General features: G+C 44.4%; 19 protein-coding genes and 1 tRNA gene. 10 read left to right on the forward strand and 10 right to left on the reverse strand.

Annotation, left to right across the window (positions count from 1 at the left end):
* Positions 1-3 precede the first annotated feature (3 nt).
* Positions 4-453, forward strand: coding sequence for a flagellar protein FlgN (gene flgN, locus KP803_RS08730; protein ID WP_248008440.1), 450 nt, complete (start codon positions 4-6; stop codon positions 451-453).
* A 161-nt stretch (positions 454-614) separates the two neighbouring features.
* On the opposite strand, the gene KP803_RS08735 is transcribed toward flgN, so the two are convergent.
* Genes KP803_RS08735 through KP803_RS08770 form a run of 8 tightly spaced genes read right to left on the reverse strand, consistent with a single transcriptional unit; the run spans position 615 to position 8,725 of the window.
* Positions 615-1,067 carry a flagellar export protein FliJ gene (locus KP803_RS08735; protein ID WP_248008441.1) on the reverse strand — a complete coding sequence of 151 codons (453 nt, stop codon included), beginning with the start codon at positions 1,065-1,067 and terminating at the stop codon, positions 615-617.
* Positions 1,060-2,400 carry a flagellar protein export ATPase FliI gene (gene fliI, locus KP803_RS08740; RefSeq protein WP_282437222.1) on the reverse strand — a complete coding sequence of 447 codons (1,341 nt, stop codon included), beginning with the start codon at positions 2,398-2,400 and terminating at the stop codon, positions 1,060-1,062. Before fliI ends, KP803_RS08735 begins: the two co-directional genes overlap by 8 nt.
* A complete protein-coding gene (fliH, locus tag KP803_RS08745; RefSeq protein ID WP_248008442.1) occupies positions 2,397-3,326 on the reverse strand; it encodes a flagellar assembly protein FliH in 930 nt (309 codons plus the stop codon). The genes fliI and fliH overlap by 4 nt, the downstream gene beginning before the upstream one ends.
* 2 nt (positions 3,327-3,328) lie before the next feature.
* Complete coding sequence (locus KP803_RS08750; protein ID WP_248008443.1) at positions 3,329-4,354, reverse strand: FliG C-terminal domain-containing protein; 1,026 nt, start codon at positions 4,352-4,354, stop codon at positions 3,329-3,331.
* On the reverse strand, positions 4,344-6,077 hold the full coding sequence (gene fliF, locus KP803_RS08755; RefSeq protein ID WP_248008444.1) for a flagellar basal-body MS-ring/collar protein FliF: 1,734 nt from the start codon (positions 6,075-6,077) through the stop codon (positions 4,344-4,346). Before fliF ends, KP803_RS08750 begins: the two co-directional genes overlap by 11 nt.
* Before the next feature lie 10 nt (positions 6,078-6,087).
* Positions 6,088-6,420, reverse strand: coding sequence for a flagellar hook-basal body complex protein FliE (fliE, locus tag KP803_RS08760; protein WP_282437223.1), 333 nt, complete (start codon positions 6,418-6,420; stop codon positions 6,088-6,090).
* A 32-nt stretch (positions 6,421-6,452) separates the two neighbouring features.
* Positions 6,453-7,838 (reverse strand): sigma-54-dependent transcriptional regulator, encoded by a 1,386-nt coding sequence (locus KP803_RS08765; RefSeq protein ID WP_427916937.1) that lies wholly within the window; start codon positions 7,836-7,838, stop codon positions 6,453-6,455.
* Positions 7,839-7,843: 5 nt separating this feature from the next.
* Entirely contained in the window at positions 7,844-8,725 is an 882-nt protein-coding gene (locus KP803_RS08770) for a MotY family protein (protein ID WP_248008445.1), read from the reverse strand.
* Between the two features lie 578 nt (positions 8,726-9,303).
* Here KP803_RS08770 and KP803_RS08775 point away from each other — a divergent pair.
* Genes KP803_RS08775 through flhA form a run of 7 tightly spaced genes read left to right on the forward strand, consistent with a single transcriptional unit; the run spans position 9,304 to position 15,634 of the window.
* The gene (locus KP803_RS08775; protein WP_248008446.1) at positions 9,304-10,182 is read left to right on the forward strand and encodes a FliM/FliN family flagellar motor switch protein; all 879 of its coding nucleotides are present in this window, start codon (positions 9,304-9,306) and stop codon (positions 10,180-10,182) included.
* Positions 10,179-10,550 (forward strand): flagellar motor switch protein FliN, encoded by a 372-nt coding sequence (fliN, locus tag KP803_RS08780; RefSeq protein WP_248008447.1) that lies wholly within the window; start codon positions 10,179-10,181, stop codon positions 10,548-10,550. Before KP803_RS08775 ends, fliN begins: the two co-directional genes overlap by 4 nt.
* A 40-nt stretch (positions 10,551-10,590) precedes the next feature.
* Positions 10,591-11,301, forward strand: coding sequence for a flagellar type III secretion system pore protein FliP (gene fliP, locus KP803_RS08785; protein WP_427916938.1), 711 nt, complete (start codon positions 10,591-10,593; stop codon positions 11,299-11,301).
* Entirely contained in the window at positions 11,301-11,570 is a 270-nt protein-coding gene (fliQ, locus tag KP803_RS08790) for a flagellar biosynthesis protein FliQ (protein WP_248008449.1), read from the forward strand. The genes fliP and fliQ overlap by 1 nt, the downstream gene beginning before the upstream one ends.
* Before the next feature lie 5 nt (positions 11,571-11,575).
* Positions 11,576-12,349, forward strand: a complete 774-nt coding sequence (fliR, locus tag KP803_RS08795) for a flagellar biosynthetic protein FliR (RefSeq protein ID WP_248008450.1) — start codon at positions 11,576-11,578, stop codon at positions 12,347-12,349.
* Positions 12,350-13,483: a flagellar biosynthesis protein FlhB gene (flhB, locus tag KP803_RS08800; RefSeq protein ID WP_248008451.1), complete on the forward strand. Its 1,134-nt coding sequence runs from the start codon at positions 12,350-12,352 to the stop codon at positions 13,481-13,483.
* A gap of 57 nt (positions 13,484-13,540) precedes the next feature.
* Positions 13,541-15,634 (forward strand): flagellar biosynthesis protein FlhA, encoded by a 2,094-nt coding sequence (gene flhA, locus KP803_RS08805; RefSeq protein WP_282437224.1) that lies wholly within the window; start codon positions 13,541-13,543, stop codon positions 15,632-15,634.
* A 181-nt stretch (positions 15,635-15,815) separates the two neighbouring features.
* On the opposite strand, the gene ohrR is transcribed toward flhA, so the two are convergent.
* On the reverse strand, positions 15,816-16,259 hold the full coding sequence (gene ohrR, locus KP803_RS08810; protein WP_248008452.1) for a transcriptional regulator OhrR: 444 nt from the start codon (positions 16,257-16,259) through the stop codon (positions 15,816-15,818).
* A gap of 149 nt (positions 16,260-16,408) precedes the next feature.
* On the opposite strand from ohrR, the gene ohr reads away from it, so the two are divergent.
* Together ohr and KP803_RS08820 are read left to right on the forward strand one after the other, a co-directional pair.
* Positions 16,409-16,831 (forward strand): organic hydroperoxide reductase Ohr, encoded by a 423-nt coding sequence (ohr, locus tag KP803_RS08815; RefSeq protein ID WP_248008453.1) that lies wholly within the window; start codon positions 16,409-16,411, stop codon positions 16,829-16,831.
* 85 nt (positions 16,832-16,916) lie between these two features.
* The gene (locus tag KP803_RS08820; protein WP_248008454.1) at positions 16,917-17,852 is read left to right on the forward strand and encodes an NADP-dependent oxidoreductase; all 936 of its coding nucleotides are present in this window, start codon (positions 16,917-16,919) and stop codon (positions 17,850-17,852) included.
* A 271-nt stretch (positions 17,853-18,123) separates the two neighbouring features.
* Here the strand turns inward: KP803_RS08820 and KP803_RS08825 are convergent.
* Positions 18,124-18,214, reverse strand: a tRNA-Ser gene (locus KP803_RS08825).
* Between the last annotated feature and the right edge of the window lie 90 nt (positions 18,215-18,304).

Below are 18,304 nucleotides of genomic sequence, written 5' to 3' on the forward strand. Positions count from 1 at the left end.
ATTATGAGTGTGAGTACTATTAATACAGCTCGTTCAACCGCAATTAAGCAGTTCATTGTTGAGCTCAAAGCTGATTTGAATGATTATCAACGCTTGCTTGAATTGATGTTAGTACAGCATAAGCTGATGACTAAACGAGAGACTGAAAAGCTCTCTCAGATATCAGGAAAGCATAAGAGTTTTTTAGAATACCTAGAAGCTCGTGCACAAAATCGCTCTCAGCTGCTTATTCAAATAGGTGTATCTGCCGATGCCAGTGGGGTGGCTAAATTGGTCGCGGCACTGCCTAATAAACTGGCCCACCCACTCGCTGCCGATTGGAATGAACTGCACAAATTAATAGAGAAATGCAAAGCGCAAAATGAACGCAACAATACATTATTAGACATGCAGCAAAGTATTCTAAGTCGCTTAACTCAAGAAACGGACACACAACTCTACGCCCCTGACTAACGTTGTTATTATCAAAACTATCGACTCCTTCCAATAAATGACGTCCCATGAATCCTATGTATAAAGATAAAAAAAGCGCCTAGACTTTCCTCTAGGCGCTTTCACTCTGCGTCATGCTCTTCTCTCAAATTATCAATGGGTCATAACCTGATGATTCACATTTATCGTAATACTTGGGCATTTAACTTGTTGATCGTATGGCGCTGTGCACCTATCTCATCATTCATGGCTTGTTCAATTCGCCTCTCTTTTTGCAGCGCCGTTTTACGACGCTTCTCTAGCACAGTGTCCAGAGATTTCACTCTGACATTTTGATTGAGTACATGTTGCTGGATACGTCGGTGCTCGGCTTTTGAGAGCGCCATCTGCTGCATTTGAAGCGATTGTAGGTGCTGCAAATTGCTACGTAACTGATCTCTATTGCGCCACGCCATTGCGCTCTCACCATCGCTCACTTGAACAGAGTCATAAATATCCATTAACTGATTGGCATGATTTTGGTGCAGATCACTTTGAGTTTGCTGTTTTTGTAGCTGCTGACTCAAGCGTTCTAACTGATCTTGGTTCATGTCACGAAACTTCGCTAATCCACTGCCTTTCAATCCTCTAGCCATTATTTACCTCTTCAATCAATGTTTTTAACTGCTGGGTTGAGTCATCAAGTGAGGAGGCCTCTTCTTGAGACTGCTGTAGGAAATCCATTAGATTTGGATAAACACGAACCGCAGTATCCATCAAAGGATCGTTACCTGGTTGATAACCACCCAGTGGGATGAGCTCTTTCACCTCTTGGTAACGGCTGTAGCACTGTTTAAATTGCATTACGTCTTGTACTTGCTCTTTGCTCACCACAAGCGGCATGGTGCGAGAGATAGACTGTGCAACGTCAATCGCAGGATAGTGACCAGACTCAGCCAACTGGCGACTTAAGACAATGTGGCCATCTAATATTGCACGTGCGCTATCGGCAATCGGGTCTTGCTGATCATCACCTTCAGTAAGTACCGTATAGATGGCGCTCATGCTGCCTGTTGGGTTCGCACTGTTACCAGCACGCTCCACCAACTGTGGCAACATACTAAATACGGAGGGCGGATATCCTTTGGTGGCAGGGGGTTCACCTAAAGCCAAACCAATTTCACGTTGTGCCATCGCAAAGCGTGTTAATGAGTCCATCAACAGTAAGACATCTTTGCCTTGGTCTCGATAATGCTCAGCCACTCGGTGACACAACTGAGAAGCTCTAAGGCGCATTAATGGCGACTCGTCGGCAGGAGAAGCAATCACAATCGCGCGTGATAATCCTTCTGGCCCCAAAGCGTGATCGATAAACTCTTTTACCTCTCGGCCTCGCTCACCAATTAAGCCCACCACCACAATATCCGCTTCGGTTTGACGTGTAATCATGCCTAACAGGACACTTTTGCCCACACCACTACCGGCAAAAAGCCCCATCCGCTGACCTTTACCAACAGTAAGCATGCTGTTTATTGCTCGAACGCCAACATCAAGAGGCTCTCGAATCGGTTGGCGTGACATTGGGTTTACGCTTTGCCCTTGTAGACAAATCGTTTCACCGCCATGAAACGCACCGAGGCCATCAATCGGTTCACCCAGACCATTAACAACACGACCAAGCCATTGATCACTGATCTTTAGCTGAGACTCACCTTCTATTGGCCAAACACGAGCCCCAGAAAATAAGCCACTAGCAGGACGAATCGGCATTAAGTAGGCCACATCATGGTGAAAACCGACGGTTTGCGCTTCGATTTTCTCTCCACTCCCCGTTTCAACCAAGCAACGCTGCCCAGTCAATAATCGGCACCCCACGGCTTCTAGCATCAATCCCGTCACTTTTATCAAGCGCCCTGTGACTTTCGCAATCGGAACGGCCCCGAGTGAGGCCATGGCTTCTTGCAGTCGTTGATCGATGCCAGTCTTCATACTTGCGGCTCTAATTCAGCTTGATGGCTTTTTTTACGATTGACCGCAGCAGCGGTCAGCGTGATATCCACGTCTTTATTTTCATCGAGAAGATGCTCTTTTACTGAGTTCATGCAGGTTTCTAAACGTAATTCACAACCTGCATCGGCCTCGGCTGTTTTAGTGATAATTCGGCAATCACCTTGGCGTAAGCTAGGGTCACAAATAATGTTCCATTCGGCAATCTTCTCACTCGCCACTTTCTCGATTTGTGAAAACTCTTCCTGGGCCATGAGAACCTTGATGCCTTGTGGCTCACTTGGCAGCGTTTCAAGCGTCTCTTCAACCAGCGCTAAGATCTGCTGAGGTTGCAAGGCAAGTTCACAACGAATCACTTGCTGAGCAACCTTTTGTACGAGCTCACACACGAGTTCACGTTGGCGAAGTTCTTGATCGGCAAACAGACGCTCTACTTTCTCATACATGCTGACAAATGGCGCACTGGCAATCATGAACTCTTTTTTACCTTCAGAGATGCCCTGCTCAATGCCTTGCTGCTGACCCTTACCCAGCCCTTCTTCAAAGCCTTGTACTTGGCCTTTCTCTATTCCTTCTTGCAGGCCTTCTTCATAACCTTTGTTCATGCCTAGCTGGAAGCCTTGGCTATATTGCTCTTGAATATCACCGCCACTGGTCGACTCTTTCTCTTCGCCAAGGCTTAATGTGCTCTCTGCTAAGGCGGCATCGCCGTCTAGCTCGAAGCTAAACTCACGGTCCAAATCGACCGCCATATCAAAGTCATCAAAGCCAAAATCATCACTCTGCTCTGCTTGCCCTGTTTGTGCAACGGCAGGCGCTGCGAGTTGAGCGGCGTCAACCAAAGGAGGAAAGCGGTGGCTTCGATATTCATGAGGCGCTAAGCGCATCACTCGATTTCGTTTAAACATCCTTATTCCACCGTTTTCTCTTGATACAGTTGTAAATTGATTTGTCCGGTTTCGTTTAGGTCACGAACATAATCCATGATCTCATCACGCGCTTTCTTCACCTGACTCACAGAGACTTTGCCTAACATCGCGATTTCAGATTCAAACGACTGACGCATACGGCGAGGCAAGATAGAAAGAATCGACTTACGTGTTTGTGTATCCGCACCTTTCAATGCCAGCGCCAATGTTTCCACAGGAATCTCTTCAATAATACGAGTACGAACCGCTTCAGATTGACGAGTAAGAACACCAAATTCGTACATTTTGTTTTTCAGTCGGTCAACGAGTTCACTGTCTTGGTCACCGAGCGCTTCCATCAGGCTCGCTTGGTTGCCTTGGTAGCGGTTGATAATATCTGCCGCCTGTTGTTCACCTTCCACCACGGAACTTGAGTTCTCTGCGAGGTATTCAATACAACGCTCAACCAAATCTTTGAGTTCCTGAGCGACCTCTTTGTTCACTTCGGTTAAATTGGCAATACGGTAGAGCAGGTCATGCTGTGTCTCTTTGTCGTATTCCGCCAATGTTGCCGAGGCAATATCGGCAGGTAAGAAGGCGATGAAAAGAGCACGCATTTGAATGTGTTCATGACTTAAGAAACGTGCCAATTGATTAGGCTGTATCCACTGCAAACGCTGCATGATGGTACGCACTTCATCGCCATAAATACTGTCGAGTAGACTGCGAGCCAAACGGCCACCGAGTGCTTTATCCAATGTGCGCTGTAGGAAAGTGCGAGAGGCGCCACTGATGCCCGATTGCGCTCTGAACTCATTGAAAAAACACTGTAATACGAATTGTGCTTCCACACTGCGAATAGCCGATTGATGCGCCATTGCATGGCTCACTTTCAATAGCTCATCGCGAGACATATGACCCATCACTTTTGCAGCAGAGTCTTCACCCATGCTCAATAGTAGAATCGCGGCTTGTTCGACTGGGTCGAGTAAAACTTCATCTGGAAAAGAGGTACTATTAAGACTCATTATTGCTCACCCATTTTTTAACTACATCTGCAACACGCTCTGACTCAGCATCCGTCAGCTTTTGTAAATGCTCGACTTGAACTTCTAAGTTTGAGCCTGATGGCGGTAAATCGTATAAATCTGTCGCGATACTGTTATCAGAACCACCTGCACCACCGAAGTGAACTGAGTTAAGCAGTGCATCTGCTAAGTCTTGTTCGTTATCAATGTGGCTACCAATATTGCCAAACTGATCAGCAGTGGTTTGGTCTTCAAGACTGTCACCACTTGGCTGCGCAGCTAATGCGGCCGCAGAGTTATTGGTGGTATTGTTTACGCTGCTTTCTGTAGTGGCTTTCAGTGCATTCACCAGTGGGCGAAGCACAAACAGAATAAAGCTCAGACTCAATAGGCCGTAAATGGCGTACTGGAGTAGTAGCAGTGTTTGTTCTTCTTGCCACCAAGGTAGTGGCTCACTCACAACAACAGGCGCTTGCGCAAAATTAAATGCATGCAAGCTAAATTGATCGCCTCGTCCATCCATATATCCCACTGAATCCTTTATCATTTGAGCAATTTGCTCGAGTTGTTCTTCCTGCCAGCCTTGTTCGTTTGTTGCATCATTAATCAGCACAGATACTGACAGATGATCCACTGAACCTTGTGCCTGACGGGTATGAGTGACCTTACGCCCAACATCGTAGTGACGCGTGCTTTCTGCCCGCTCATTACGTGACTCATTGGCGGCATCACCCTCTGCGCCTGGCGCTTGGTTGCTCAGCGAGCCCGGAATACCTAGCGCTAATTGACCAGACGTATTGTCTTGTTTGCTAAATTCAGTACGCACGACAGGGTCGTTATCAATTGACTCATGCGTCTCTTCGACTTGGTCAAAATTCAATGTTGCGGACACTTGGACGCGGAAATTTCCTACCCCAAGTAAAGGGGCAAGCATGTCACCCGCTCGGCGTACGATATCTCGCTCAACACGCTGTTGCATTTCATGGTTTTGGACACTTAAGCGACCGTTGTTACCACTTTTTAGATCCGCACTCAGTAGGTTGCCATACTGATCAATCACCGAAACGCCCTCAACAGGCATCCCTGATATACTGCCACTGACGAGATTGACAATTGCTTCAACTTGCGTGGGCTCTAATTGCTTGCCCGGCAGAAGGTCAAGCATGACCGCGGCTGATGGTTTCTCTTCGTTAATCCCAACAAATAGTGTTCGATTTGGAATCGCCAAGTGAACGCGCGCATGATTCACCACGTTGATCGCAAGAATAGTTCTAGCGAGTTCGCCTTCTAAGCCTTGACGGTAGCGAGCACTTTCAATGAACTGGCTGGTACCTAGCCCAGTTGCTTTATCAAGAATGTCTAATCCTTGGGGCAACTTTGCCGAAACGCCATGCGCCGCTAACGTGATGCGAGCATCCGCAAGCTTATTCTCAGGAACAAGAATTTGCCCCGTCACGCGGTCAATTTGGTGCGCTATTTTTGCTTGGCTCAATACCTCTAATATTTCAGCACTGTCATAGCGCTCATTTTCCCCATATAGGGCTTTATAAGGGCTAGTATGCGTCCACAAGATCACCACAATAAACAGCGATATCAACACCGTTAGCGCCGTTATCTGTGCCACTTTACTGTGTTGACCTATCTTTTCTTTTGCTGTTTCTCGCCATTGTTGCCACTTTGGTGATTCGGTGGTCGGCTGATTTTCTACAATTGTTGTACTCATTTGATTCTCACTACAATGGCATTTTCAGTACATCGTCATACGCCGTCATTAACTTATTACGTACTTGTGTTAGTGCTTGAAAAGAAATACTGGCTTTCTGGCTGGCAACCATAGCGCCAACCAAATCATCAGAGCGTCCGGCATCGACATCGGCTGCGAGTTGAGCAGCATGTTGTTGATGATTATCAACGCGTCGCACCGACTGGCGCATCGCACTTTGAAAATTGTCACTTTGAATACGGTGTTGATTCGGTATCACAGTGATGCCTTGCTGGGCATGGTCGCGCATTGATGTCATTCGCTGCATCATGTCCTGCTGCATAACCGAAGGTGAATTCGACATAAATTGCTCTCTATTAGTCACGTCGCTGTTGATTAGGCAGCTGAATAAGAATAATGGGAAACGGCATCGACGTTGATGCCCTGCTCGCGCATTGCGGCTATCTTGTAACGAAGCGCTCGTGTGGTGATCCCCAATGCTTCTGCGGTTAAATTTCGACGACCATTAAATTTGGCTAAAGTGTCTAAGATGAACTGATTTTCAGCCTGCTTTTTGCTGTCTTTTAATCCGCTCTGGTAACACGCTTGATGAGATTGCTGGCTGTTCGACGTGGAAGTCAAAGTGATGCTGTTTGTGCTATCACACGTGGGTAGCATTAAGTCTTGCGACGTAATCCAAGTCGAGTGACGCATCACCAGTGCACGCTGAATCGTATTCTCTAATTCACGGATATTGCCGACCCAGTCATAAGCCAATAGGCTATTTTCTGCCTCAGCAGAGAGGCGACAGGTTTCCGTACAGCCTTGGTTATACTTAGCGATAAAGTGTTTCGCGAGGGGCAAGACATCTTCTTTTCGCTCACGCAATGGTGGCCACTGAAGTGGCAGTACATCAAGACGATAATAAAGGTCTTGTCTAAACAAGCGTTGGCTGACGGCTTCTTGTAAGTTCACGTTCGTGGCTGCAATGATGCGAACATCAAGAGCAATTGACTTATGGCTACCCAAACGCTCAACTTCACGCTCTTGAAGCACTCGCAGTAGCTTCGCTTGTACCGCTAATGGGATTTCACCAATTTCATCAAGCAACAGCGTTCCGCCATTCGCTTCTTCAAATTTCCCAGCTTGAGCAGCTGTAGCGCCAGTAAACGCGCCTTTAACGTGACCAAACAGCACCGCTTCTAGCATGGTCTCTGGAATCGCTGCGCAGTTGATTGCGACAAATGGCCCTTCACTTCTTTGTGAATGTTGATGGACGTATTGAGCAAGCACCTCTTTACCTGTGCCAGACTCTCCCGTAATGAGAACCGTAGCATCGGTTTTAGCCGCTCGATGAGCGAGTTGAAGTACTTGCTGACTACGCCAGCTTGAGGCGATTAAATCAGTAGAAGAGGAGCGCACCGTAGTAACTCGTTGAAGCAGATCCATGAGTTGCATGGGTTGGTAAGGGGTTAGTAAATAGTCTGAAGCACCAGCGCGCATCGCTTCACTAGCAAGGTCATGCTGTTGATAGTCAACAATAGCGATCAACGCTGAATGAGGATTGAGGTGCTTAGATTTCTCGACGACCTCAATCAATGACATATCGGGAAGCTCTGATGAAACCATCAGTACCGATTCAGGTGAAGCATTCAAATGAATCAGCGCATCGAACGCTGTACTGACACCACGACATCGATACCCAGACTCACTTAACATCAATTGTGTCTTTTCTAATTGCTGCACATCGCTATGAGCAACGATGACTTCTGTAGCAGTTATTCGATTCACGCTTGATCTCTCCCAGTGTTATCACTCTTCACAATGCGAACCTGAACACGACGATTCTGCTCGCGGTTTGATTCGTTAGTATTCGCTTTCAGTGGGAATCGCTGTCCGTGTGCTCTCACTTGAATTTTCTTAGTATCGACGCCAACTTTCTTCAATTCGGCCTTAACCGCTTTCGCTCTTTCACGAGCAAGCCCTAAATTATTCAGTGAGTTACCACTGTCATCAGTATGACCATCGATGAGGATAGTCCCGATCGTATCGTCGTAATGAATGTAACTCGCGACATCCGCGATACGTAGCTTCTGCTGAAGGGAAAGCTCACTTGAACCCAACGGAAAATGAAAGAGATTATCTTTTGCTTGCGGATAGTCCATTGGAAGCAAATTACTCATACACGTTTTCATTTCTTGTAAACTTTCGGAGAAATGAATCGCAGGCAATTCCCAAGTTTTAACGTCTTGATGCTGGCTATAACGTGCTGATACCTGTGCCCACGCGCCTTTTTCCATTTTATTCAGTAAGCTTTTTATTTTATGGCTGTCTTGAAAAATGAGTTCTTCAGCGCCTCTCGTTCGTCCTTCAATCCACTGGTAGCTAAGACTCTCTTTTTTCCAAGGCTCATCATTAATGCTAAGCCAAGCCGAATCCACAAAGTAAGGTCGCTGAAAAGTTTTAAGTGTCACGCGTGGCTGCTGACCTGAACGAACTAGAACAGTGGCATTACCATCAAACTCCAAGGGCGTCTCCATTTGACAATGGAAACGATCACCACTGAAGTTCCAGCTAACCTGATCGAGTGGCTTTTGAATAGGCTTTGCATTGATGTGCAGCGGTAAACTCCCAATTGCAGCCAAAATCACCACATTTATCATTTTCATAGCTATCACTCACTCCATTAAGCAAATTAAACAACCCGTACATACGACCAATAAAAGAAAAGTATTAAACTTATATTCACCCTTATAAATAAGAATGTGATCTACATGCCAAACTGATGGTATTAATAAAAATGACATTAACAAATTAATATAACTAACAGTTAACTACTAATTAAAAAGTCAGCTAATGCTATTTATAGAGCTAGATAATTACTATAAATATATAGTCATTCATTGCATATGATTGCATTAAGATCACAACAAAGCGGTTTCATCACCTAAAACAAAGACAACCTATTAATATTTACTTACACTCAGTTACCACCTGACATAGAGACAACGTCAAACTTCATAAATTCAGACAGTTATATAACATTTCCATGACGAAGGGCTCAAAAAATCAATTTGAGATCTTGGTTCACTTCTATCAACAAATCATTACTAATTTAATTAAGATTAATGCCTAATTAAGCCGATTATGAAGTTTGGATATTATTAATAAATATATTTAAGAAAATCATCTTGTATATATTCACATTCTAGCCCTGGCTAGATTTAAAGCTAACCTAGATTAAAATATGAAAAATAATATAAAGACAGATAACAATAAACTTAAAAAAGAGTCCGACAACATAGTTGTGCATAATATCGACACTCGCACATTAGGTCGGCCGCTAAACATGGCTAGACAAAATCTAATTCCGCTACTTAACAAGTCGGAAGAACAGTTAAAGCTAGTCATCAACAGCATGACAAGACGTAATGATACGGAAGTGAAGATCTCTGAAGTGAGCATTGAAATGCAGCCCATTGCGCCTCTGCATCATGAACCCATCTATTTCTCTCATAACCGGAACCACGGCATGAGCATGGTGGTCGTCAGTGGTGATCTCATTACTCAGATTGCTGATGCTTTTTATGGCGGAGCACCGAGTTTTGAGTCAAATGACACTCATAGTCACCCTCCACTGAACTCAAGTGAGAAGCGTGTTCAGGCAAGACTTGGCGCGACCGTTCTTAACCAACTGAGTTCTGAATGGCAGACTGTTTCGACTCATGAGCCTCTCGACTCAACCACACTGCATGTCTTATTTACTATCACTATCGGTGATCGTGTGGGTCAACTTAGCCTGCAATTAGATGACCACCTTCTCATTCACCTAGGTCAACCAACCGCGCCTATCATTCGAGACGTGCAGGAAGTTGAAGACCGACGCAATAAGCATTTACAACAAGTGCCCGTCCAGCTAAATGCAGTTCTGGCCAGCCAAAGAATTTCACTTAATCAGGTATCCAAACTTAAAGTTGGCGACATTATTTCTGCCGATATTAAAGAATTGGTGGAAGTTAGTTCCGGTGCTCAAAAGTTATTTAGAGCCCGTGTATCAGAGCAAAATAACCACCTGGTTTTACAAATTACCGATCACATCAACCCATCAGAGAACTTTCAAAAATGAACGACGAAACATTAGACCTAATGCTTGAAGATGACCTTAACTTTGATGCTGAGGTGGCAGATATTTTCAACGCTCCACAAGAACAAGCAGAACCAGCACCTAAAGCCGCTGAGCGCGAACTAAGCTTCTTTCGTCAAATTCCAGTAACAGTGACGTTGGAAGTGGCTAGTACGGCGGTAACGCTTGGCGAACTTATGCAAGTTGGCCCAAACTCCGTTATTGAATTAGACAAGCTCAATGGTGAGCCTCTTGATGTGAAAGTAAATGGTCACTTACTAGGACATGCAGAAGTGGTTGTTATCAATGATAAATACGGTCTTCGTATCACTGATATAGCTGAAGATGCCCTACATGACGTTACTCACTAAACACACTTCTATTCTACTTCGCGTAGCACTCGTCATTGGCATGCTGGTTTTTTCCGGCGTGTCTTTGGCCGATCAGGGGATTCCATTTATCACTGTTTCAGATGGTGATAGTAGTGAAGAATACTCTGTAAAGATTCAAATTCTTATTTTGATGACCGCATTGAGCTTCTTGCCTGCAATGCTGATGATGATGACAAGTTTTACTCGAATCATCATTGTTCTCGCAATTTTACGCCAAGCACTTGGCCTTCAACAAAGTCCCCCTAACCGAATTCTCATTGGTATTGCACTGACAATGACCATGCTGTTAATGAAACCCGTTTGGACACCAATCTTTGAAGATGCCTATAAGCCTTATGAAGCGGGAGAAATCACATTACAACAAGCCTTTGCTGTTGCCGAGCAGCCCGTTCGTCAATTCATGTTGAGCCAAACGTATGAGAACTCTCTTGAGCAAATGCTTAGAATTGCAGGCGATCCACTCGATTTAGAACCTGAAGAGATAAGCTTTGCAGTGCTAATGCCAGCGTTCGTTATTAGTGAACTAAAAACCGCATTCCAGATAGGTTTTATGCTGTTCATCCCATTTTTAATCATCGATATCGTTGTTGCTAGTGTCCTGATGGCAATGGGTATGATGATGCTATCACCGCTGATCATTTCTCTGCCATTTAAGCTGATGGTATTTGTCATGGTGGATGGTTGGGCAATGACGGTCGGTAGTTTAAGCGCCAGTTTCGGAGGGTTGTGATGAATAGTGCAGTAACAGCCAACCTCTACGCTGATGCCATCTACATGATCATTACCATGGTCGTGGTCTTAATTGGGCCAAGCCTTCTCGTTGGTTTAGTGGTTGCAATTTTCCAAGCAACGACACAAATTAACGAGCAGACCATGAGTTTCTTACCGAGACTATTAACAACACTGTTGATGCTGATTTTTGCCGGCGGTTGGTTACTTAGAAATATCTCAGATTTCTTTAATAATCTGTTCTACACCATTCCAATGATTGTCAGCTAGCATCAATGGTTAATCTTACCTTTGCTGAAATCACCTCTTTACTCGGTCAACTTTGGTGGCCGTTTTTTCGCTTTTCTGCGGCCTTCATGAGCATGCCATTTTTTGGTAATGCCTACATGCCTAATCGAGTGCGTTTATTGCTCGCTCTCTCGGTTTCCATTATTGCGGCACCGCTCCTTCCTGCTATGCCTGAAGTTGATCCAGTGTCGATTCATGCTCTGGCGATTGCCCTTGAGCAGATCGCAATTGGTGCCCTGCTTGGGATTAGCCTGCACTTTCTGTTTGCTGCTATGGCGATGGTAGGACAAATTATTTCAATGCAGATGGGTTTAGGCATGGCGATGATGAATGATCCCGCGAATGGGATCACCGTTGCTCTGATTGGTAATTATTTCCTGATGTTTACCACCCTGATGTTTCTCTCTCTTGATGGGCATTTAGTGGCGCTAGACATTGTCGTTCAAAGCTTTGAGCGTTTTCCGGTCGGCAGTGGGATCAGTGAAACATCACTACGATATATGATTGGTCTGTTTAGCTGGATGATGACCGCAGCAGTCTCCATCGCACTGCCAACCATTGCAGCCATGCTGACCGTAAACTTAACCTTTGGTGTGATGAACCGTGCTGCACCTTCGCTCAACGTCTTTGCCCTTGGCTTTCCAATGTCGATGATTCTCGGCTTATGTGCGGTATTGCTCTCTTTGTCTGGGCTGCCAAGTATTTACGCTGAGCTTTGCCATCAAATTTTATCGGAAATGAAGCTAATGGGAGGCAACTAGGTGGCAGAGAATCAAACCAGTCAGGACAAAAGTGAAAAGCCCAGTCATCAAAAGCTCAAGAAGGCGAAGGGTGAAGGACAAGCGGCTCGTTCCAAAGAATTTACTGTTGGCGTTTTATTTATCGCCATCGCGCTTTTTCTATGGGCGTACGGACACTACCTTGGTGAGCAGGCGGTTAAGCTCTTTACTATTAATTATCAGTTAAGCTACGACGATATTCGTCAACCTGACATTATGCTAAGAAAGCTTGGTGAGAGTGTTCAGCTGCTTGGCGGCTTATTCATTCCAATGGCTGCAGTACTAATTTTAGTGACCATTCTTAGCTCATTAATACCGGGCGGATGGGTGATGTCACTTAAGTTAATCAAGCCAAAGTTAAGCAAAATAAGTCCTATCGAAGGTTTAAAACGACTCTTCTCCATTAAATCTTTAGTCGAATTAGCAAAATCTATCCTTAAGGTGGTGTTTATTGGCGGGGTTCTCTATTGGCTACTCAGCAGTAATCTTTTGTCTCTGATTGCCGCGCAGCGTGCACCTCTTGAGCAAGGCGTTGCACTCACGCTTAACCACTTAATCATCGCCATTATCTGCTTTGGGTTTGTTGTCCTTCTTATCGGTCTTATCGATATGCCTTATCAGCTTTGGAACCATATTAAACAGCTGAAAATGACCAAACAGGAAGTGAAAGAAGAAAACAAAAATACCGAAGGCCGCCCTGAGATAAAACAGAAGATAAAACAGCTTCAACAGCAGATGTCACAGAGACGAATCGATAACTCAGTACCCGGTGCTGATGTCGTGATCACAAACCCAACGCACTACGCCGTGGCCATTAAGTACGATTTATCTCGTGCTGGTGCTCCGTTTGTTGTCGCTAAAGGGGAGGATGAAATGGCATTACGAATTCAATCCATAGCCAAGAAAAATGACATTGAAGTGCTCTGTTTACCGCCATTAACTCGTGCGGTGTACTTCAATACTAGAATCGATCAAGAAGTCCCTGGGCCTCTGTTTGTTGCTATTGCACATGTACTTACCTACGTGATGCAGCTTAAAGAGTACAAACAGACCAAAAAAGTTCAACCAACACCATTACCAACATTAATTATACCTAACGAACTGCGTCACGACTGATGCGAGATAACATCTGATTAGGCGATGTTACGTCGCAAAAATATTGAGTAATCACTTATGAAAGAAAAGTTAAACATGCTATTCCCTGCAATTAAGAGCAATTACTTTGGGATTCCTATCTTATTGCTGACTGTGCTTGCAATGGTGATATTGCCTTTGCCGCCTCTACTTCTTGATGCACTGTTTATTTTTAATATCGTTCTTGCGGTCATCGTACTTTTAGTCGCAGTATCGAGCAAACGACCGCTTGAATTTAGTGTTTTCCCAACCATTTTGTTAGTTGCAACCTTAATGCGACTGACATTGAATGTAGCTTCAACACGTATCGTTCTACTTGAAGGTCATAATGGTGGAGATGCCGCAGGTAAGGTCATTCAGGCTTTCGGTAACGTGGTGATTGGCGGTAACTATTTCGTTGGTATCGTTGTTTTCGTAATCTTGATGATCATTAACTTTGTTGTGATCACCAAAGGTGGTGAGCGTATATCTGAAGTATCGGCACGCTTTACGCTTGATTCCCTTCCGGGCAAACAGATGGCGATTGATGCGGACCTAAATGCTGGTTTAATCGATCAAGAGCAAGCCAAATCACGTCGTAAGGAGATCGCTCGAGAAGCTGACTTCTATGGTTCAATGGACGGTGCTTCCAAATTTGTTCGTGGTGATGCGATAGCGGCAATGATGATCCTCATCATCAATATCTTAGGTGGTGTAACCATAGGTATGGTTCAGCACGATCTAAGCGCAGCTGAAGCATTCCAACGATTTGCATTGCTTACCATAGGTGATGGTCTTGTTGCTCAGATTCCTTCGCTATTATTGGCAGTAGCAGCAGCAATCATTGTTACTCGAGTTAGTGACTCTGGTGAACTGTCTGACGATGTTCAAGAGCAGATGCTTGCATCACCAACCACGTTAGCCACCGCTTCTGGCGTTATGTTTGTAATTGGCATTGTTCCAGGTATGCCACACCTTGCCTTTTTCAGTTTTGCAGCACTTTTGGCCTTTGCGGCATGGCGTCAAGCGAAGCAAACTCTAAACCCTGAACCATTAGAACAAGCTGAGGCGGTTGCAGAGGCGGTAGCACAAGACAACACACCTACTTTAACTTGGGGAGATGTACCGAGTGTACATGCGTTATCTCTAGAGCTAGGTTATCGATTAGTTAACTTAGTGGATAAAAACCAAGGGGAACCTTTGGCTCTGCGAGTACGAGGCGTTCGAAAAACCATTACTGAGCAAGCGGGTTTCCTTATTCCTGAAATTGCAATCCGCGATAACCTAAAACTCAAACCAACACAATATACTCTCTCGCTATACGGTGAAGTCCTAGGTAAAGGGGAAATCGATCCAGAGCGCTTAATGGCCTTGGCCGTCGGTGAAGTGTATGGTCAGCTTGATGGTGTACTAGGAAAAGATCCAGCCTACAACCTTGATGCGGTTTGGATTGAACCTACAAATAAACCTCAAGCGCTCAACTTAGGTTATTCCGTAGTAGATGGTGCAACAGTTATAGCAACGCACTTAAGCAAAGTCGTAAAAGAGCACACTTCTGAGTTATTCGGTCATGATGATGTGGAAAGAGTCATGGAGCGCTTATCACAACATTCACCAAAACTGGCAGAGGCTCTTTCAACGCAATTAACTCATCAACAACAGATGCGAGTCTATCGTCAGTTGCTTGTTGATCAAGTACCGATTAAAGATATGGTTAATATTGCTGCCATCATGCTTGAAAGCAGTGAAGTCACTAAAGACCCGATTCTTATTGCTTCCGATGTGCGATGTGGATTGAAGCGGACACTGACCAGTACTCTACTCGGCAATAGCAATGACTTTAATATCTTCACACTGAGTGATGCTCTAGAGAAAATGCTCATGACGGCTTTGACCAAAGCTCAACAAACAGGTGCAGTGGCCTTAGATAGTTTCCCAGTCGAGCCCAATTTATTAGCGCAACTTCAACAAAATATGCCAAATATTCGTGAACAGTTAAAGCAAAATGGGTTTAAACCCGTTTTACTTGTGGCGCCGCAATTACGGCCACTGCTGTCTCGCTACGCGAGAACCTTTGCGAAAGGACTGGTTGTTCTCTCTTATAACGAGATACCAGAAGATAAAAACATTAATGTTCTCGGACACTTAGGATAGTTACACACTTAGGGTAAGCTTGACTAAGCACACAGGCTAACAATACACGTTGAGTGCGTAGACACTCCATTTGAATACTTCTAACGGGTTATGTCGAGTACTTACGTATAGCAGAGACAAAGAAGCACGCTTTATTGGCGTGCTTCTCCATTTATTGTCTATCTGTCATACAATGAATTTTTTACTTCACTAGGTTCGTCAGCAGTTGTTCACATTCTGCTTTTAAGTTTGTGAGTTCATCAACGGTCATTTTCGACAAACCCATCATTTTTTTCGGTATCAACTCAGCCTGTTCTCGTAACTCCACACCTAAATCAGTAACAGAAATAATTCTAATTCGCTCATCTTCAGGGCTACGCCTGCGATTAACATAACCTTTTGTTTCCAAGCGCTTCAACAATGGTGTTAATGTTCCAGAATCAAGATGGGTCATTTTTCCGAGTTCTTTGACATTCATTGCTTGTTTTTCCCACAGCACCATCATGACGATATACTGTAAATAGGTCAGATCCAGCTCCTTTAACAAAGGTTGATAAGCCCGACTCATCGCGTTTGATGCACTATAAAGCGCAAAACACACCTGATTATCTAACCGTAGGTAATTCTCATTTTTCGACTCAGTCATTTAACCAATCCATACAAAACAATTCAATTGCACACAATATACTTGCGCACCTATAATTTTTCAACTAGTATTGAAACCAAGTAAATTGCACGCAACCTAAATGCTCGCAATTAAATAATCCATAAAGAATCAATCTAAGGGGCACAGACATGACCACAATTTACTCTACTTCAGCGACAGCAAATGCAGGCCGTAATGGACAAGTTTCAACAGATGATAATAAGTTGTCTGTCGCGTTAAGTTATCCAAAAGAGATGGGCGGCTCTGGCGAAGAAACCAACCCAGAACAGTTATTTGCAGCTGGGTACTCTGCCTGTTTCTCCAATGCTCTGTTGCATGTCGCTCGCGAAACAAAGACGTCGATTAAAACCGCGCCAACAACCGCTACTGTCGGTATCGGACCAAATGAAAACGGTGGGTTTGCTCTTTCAGTGAGCCTTTCTGTTGAATTGGATCTTGAGCAAGAACAAGCTGAGCAATTAGTGAAAACGGCTCATCAAGTTTGCCCTTACTCTAATGCAGTAAAAGGCAACATTGATGTAAAACTGACAGTGAACGGCAAGTTACTCTAGCACTCCAGGTTATTTAGCCGACCTTTTAAAGCTGGTTAACCTTCTGTTTTACTAGCTATATAGAATTGAATAATAAGGATAGATTATGCGTGCAGTTCAAATTCAACAATACGGTGGCACAGACACACTGAAACTCGAAAATATTGTAGCTCCTAAGATTAACGATGATGATATTTTAGTTTTAGTTAAGTCGGCTTCAGTAAACCCTGTTGACTGGAAGATTCGTGAAGGGTATCTACAGACCTTCATTCCTTACGATATGCCTCTAACACTAGGTTGGGACGTGTCTGGGGTTGTAGCAGAAGTTGGCTCCAAGGTAACTAAGTTTAAAGTCGGTGATGAGGTGTTTAGTCGCCCTGCCATTAATCGTAATGGTAGCTACGCTGAATATATTGCAGTAAAAGAAGATGAAGCAGAGTTCAAATCACCTAAGCTGAATTTCTCTCAAGCCGCTGCATTGCCATTGGCCGGCATTACAGCATGGCAATGTTTAGTCGACGTCGCAGATGTAAAGGCAGGAGATAGAGTCTTGATTCATGCCGGAGCCGGTGGCGTGGGGCACTTAGCCATTCAAATAGCGAAAGCAAAAGGCGCGACGGTTATTTCAACAGCCTCAAAAGCAAATCAAGCATTGTTAGTTGAACTTGGTACTGATCAAGCTGTTGATTACACTGCAGCGCCTTTGAGTGAGCAAATTCAACCAGTCGATATAGTAATTGATACTATGGGCGGTGATGTACAACAACAATCATGGGGACTCTTGAAGCCTGATGGTATCTTGGTATCAGTTGTTGATCAGCCCGATGAAGAAGTAGCTAAGGCACACTATGCCCGTGGTGCTTTCGTTTTCATTGACCCAAGTAGCCGGATCTTAAGAGAGCTCAATAGCTTAGTTGAAAATGATGAATTAACTCCACTGATTGAGCATCACTTTACTTTAGAAACCGTCGTCGAAGCACATTTACAAAGCCAGAGCGGACGTACTCGAGGTAAAATTGTTATTGATGTGGCTGAAAGTTAATAGCGCATGAGTACTAAGGTGCTTTGATAGTGAGTAATAATACTAAGGACGCATAAAGCGTCCTTTTTTATAGCTTGAAGAGCGATTTTATTCTCTCTAGAGCACCTGTGAAACACTCATCAAGTAACACATTAATACAGAATCATAGAAGTATATTATTCGGGTACTTAAGAATTAGGCTAGCTCATTGGAATAGAGAACTCTTATGGTCGACGCTTTTAGAACGCTAGAAAGCAAAAAAGCCCGCTGAAATTCAGCGGGCTTTTTAATGTGGCGGAGAGATAGGGATTTGAACCCTAGAAGGGCTACAAACCCTTGCCGGTTTTCAAGACCGGTGCTTTCGACCACTCAGCCATCTCTCCGTAAATCTTCATCGTCAGATTAGTGCACTGATGATGTTTGTTATTTGTGCTAACAAATAACGATATTTAAAGCCTGGCGATGTCCTACTC

It is taken from the genome of Vibrio amylolyticus (genome assembly GCF_023145695.1).
Taxonomy (GTDB): domain Bacteria; phylum Pseudomonadota; class Gammaproteobacteria; order Enterobacterales; family Vibrionaceae; genus Vibrio; species Vibrio amylolyticus.

Coding starts and splice junctions, on each gene's coding strand:
- KP803_RS08770 (WP_248008445.1), bottom strand. CDS start 8,725: ATGAAAATGATAAATGTGGTGATTTTGGCTGCAATTGGGAGTTTACCG.
- ohr (WP_248008453.1), top strand. CDS start 16,409: ATGACCACAATTTACTCTACTTCAGCGACAGCAAATGCAGGCCGTAAT.
- fliI (WP_282437222.1), bottom strand. CDS start 2,400: ATGAAGACTGGCATCGATCAACGACTGCAAGAAGCCATGGCCTCACTC.
- KP803_RS08735 (WP_248008441.1), bottom strand. CDS start 1,067: ATGGCTAGAGGATTGAAAGGCAGTGGATTAGCGAAGTTTCGTGACATG.
- flgN (WP_248008440.1), top strand. CDS start 4: ATGAGTGTGAGTACTATTAATACAGCTCGTTCAACCGCAATTAAGCAG.
- fliR (WP_248008450.1), top strand. CDS start 11,576: ATGGTTAATCTTACCTTTGCTGAAATCACCTCTTTACTCGGTCAACTT.
- ohrR (WP_248008452.1), bottom strand. CDS start 16,259: ATGACTGAGTCGAAAAATGAGAATTACCTACGGTTAGATAATCAGGTG.
- flhA (WP_282437224.1), top strand. CDS start 13,541: ATGAAAGAAAAGTTAAACATGCTATTCCCTGCAATTAAGAGCAATTAC.
- fliE (WP_282437223.1), bottom strand. CDS start 6,420: ATGTCGAATTCACCTTCGGTTATGCAGCAGGACATGATGCAGCGAATG.
- KP803_RS08820 (WP_248008454.1), top strand. CDS start 16,917: ATGCGTGCAGTTCAAATTCAACAATACGGTGGCACAGACACACTGAAA.
- fliF (WP_248008444.1), bottom strand. CDS start 6,077: ATGAGTACAACAATTGTAGAAAATCAGCCGACCACCGAATCACCAAAG.
- KP803_RS08750 (WP_248008443.1), bottom strand. CDS start 4,354: ATGAGTCTTAATAGTACCTCTTTTCCAGATGAAGTTTTACTCGACCCA.
- fliN (WP_248008447.1), top strand. CDS start 10,179: ATGAACGACGAAACATTAGACCTAATGCTTGAAGATGACCTTAACTTT.
- fliP (WP_427916938.1), top strand. CDS start 10,591: ATGCTGGTTTTTTCCGGCGTGTCTTTGGCCGATCAGGGGATTCCATTT.
- KP803_RS08775 (WP_248008446.1), top strand. CDS start 9,304: ATGAAAAATAATATAAAGACAGATAACAATAAACTTAAAAAAGAGTCC.
- fliQ (WP_248008449.1), top strand. CDS start 11,301: ATGAATAGTGCAGTAACAGCCAACCTCTACGCTGATGCCATCTACATG.
- fliH (WP_248008442.1), bottom strand. CDS start 3,326: ATGTTTAAACGAAATCGAGTGATGCGCTTAGCGCCTCATGAATATCGA.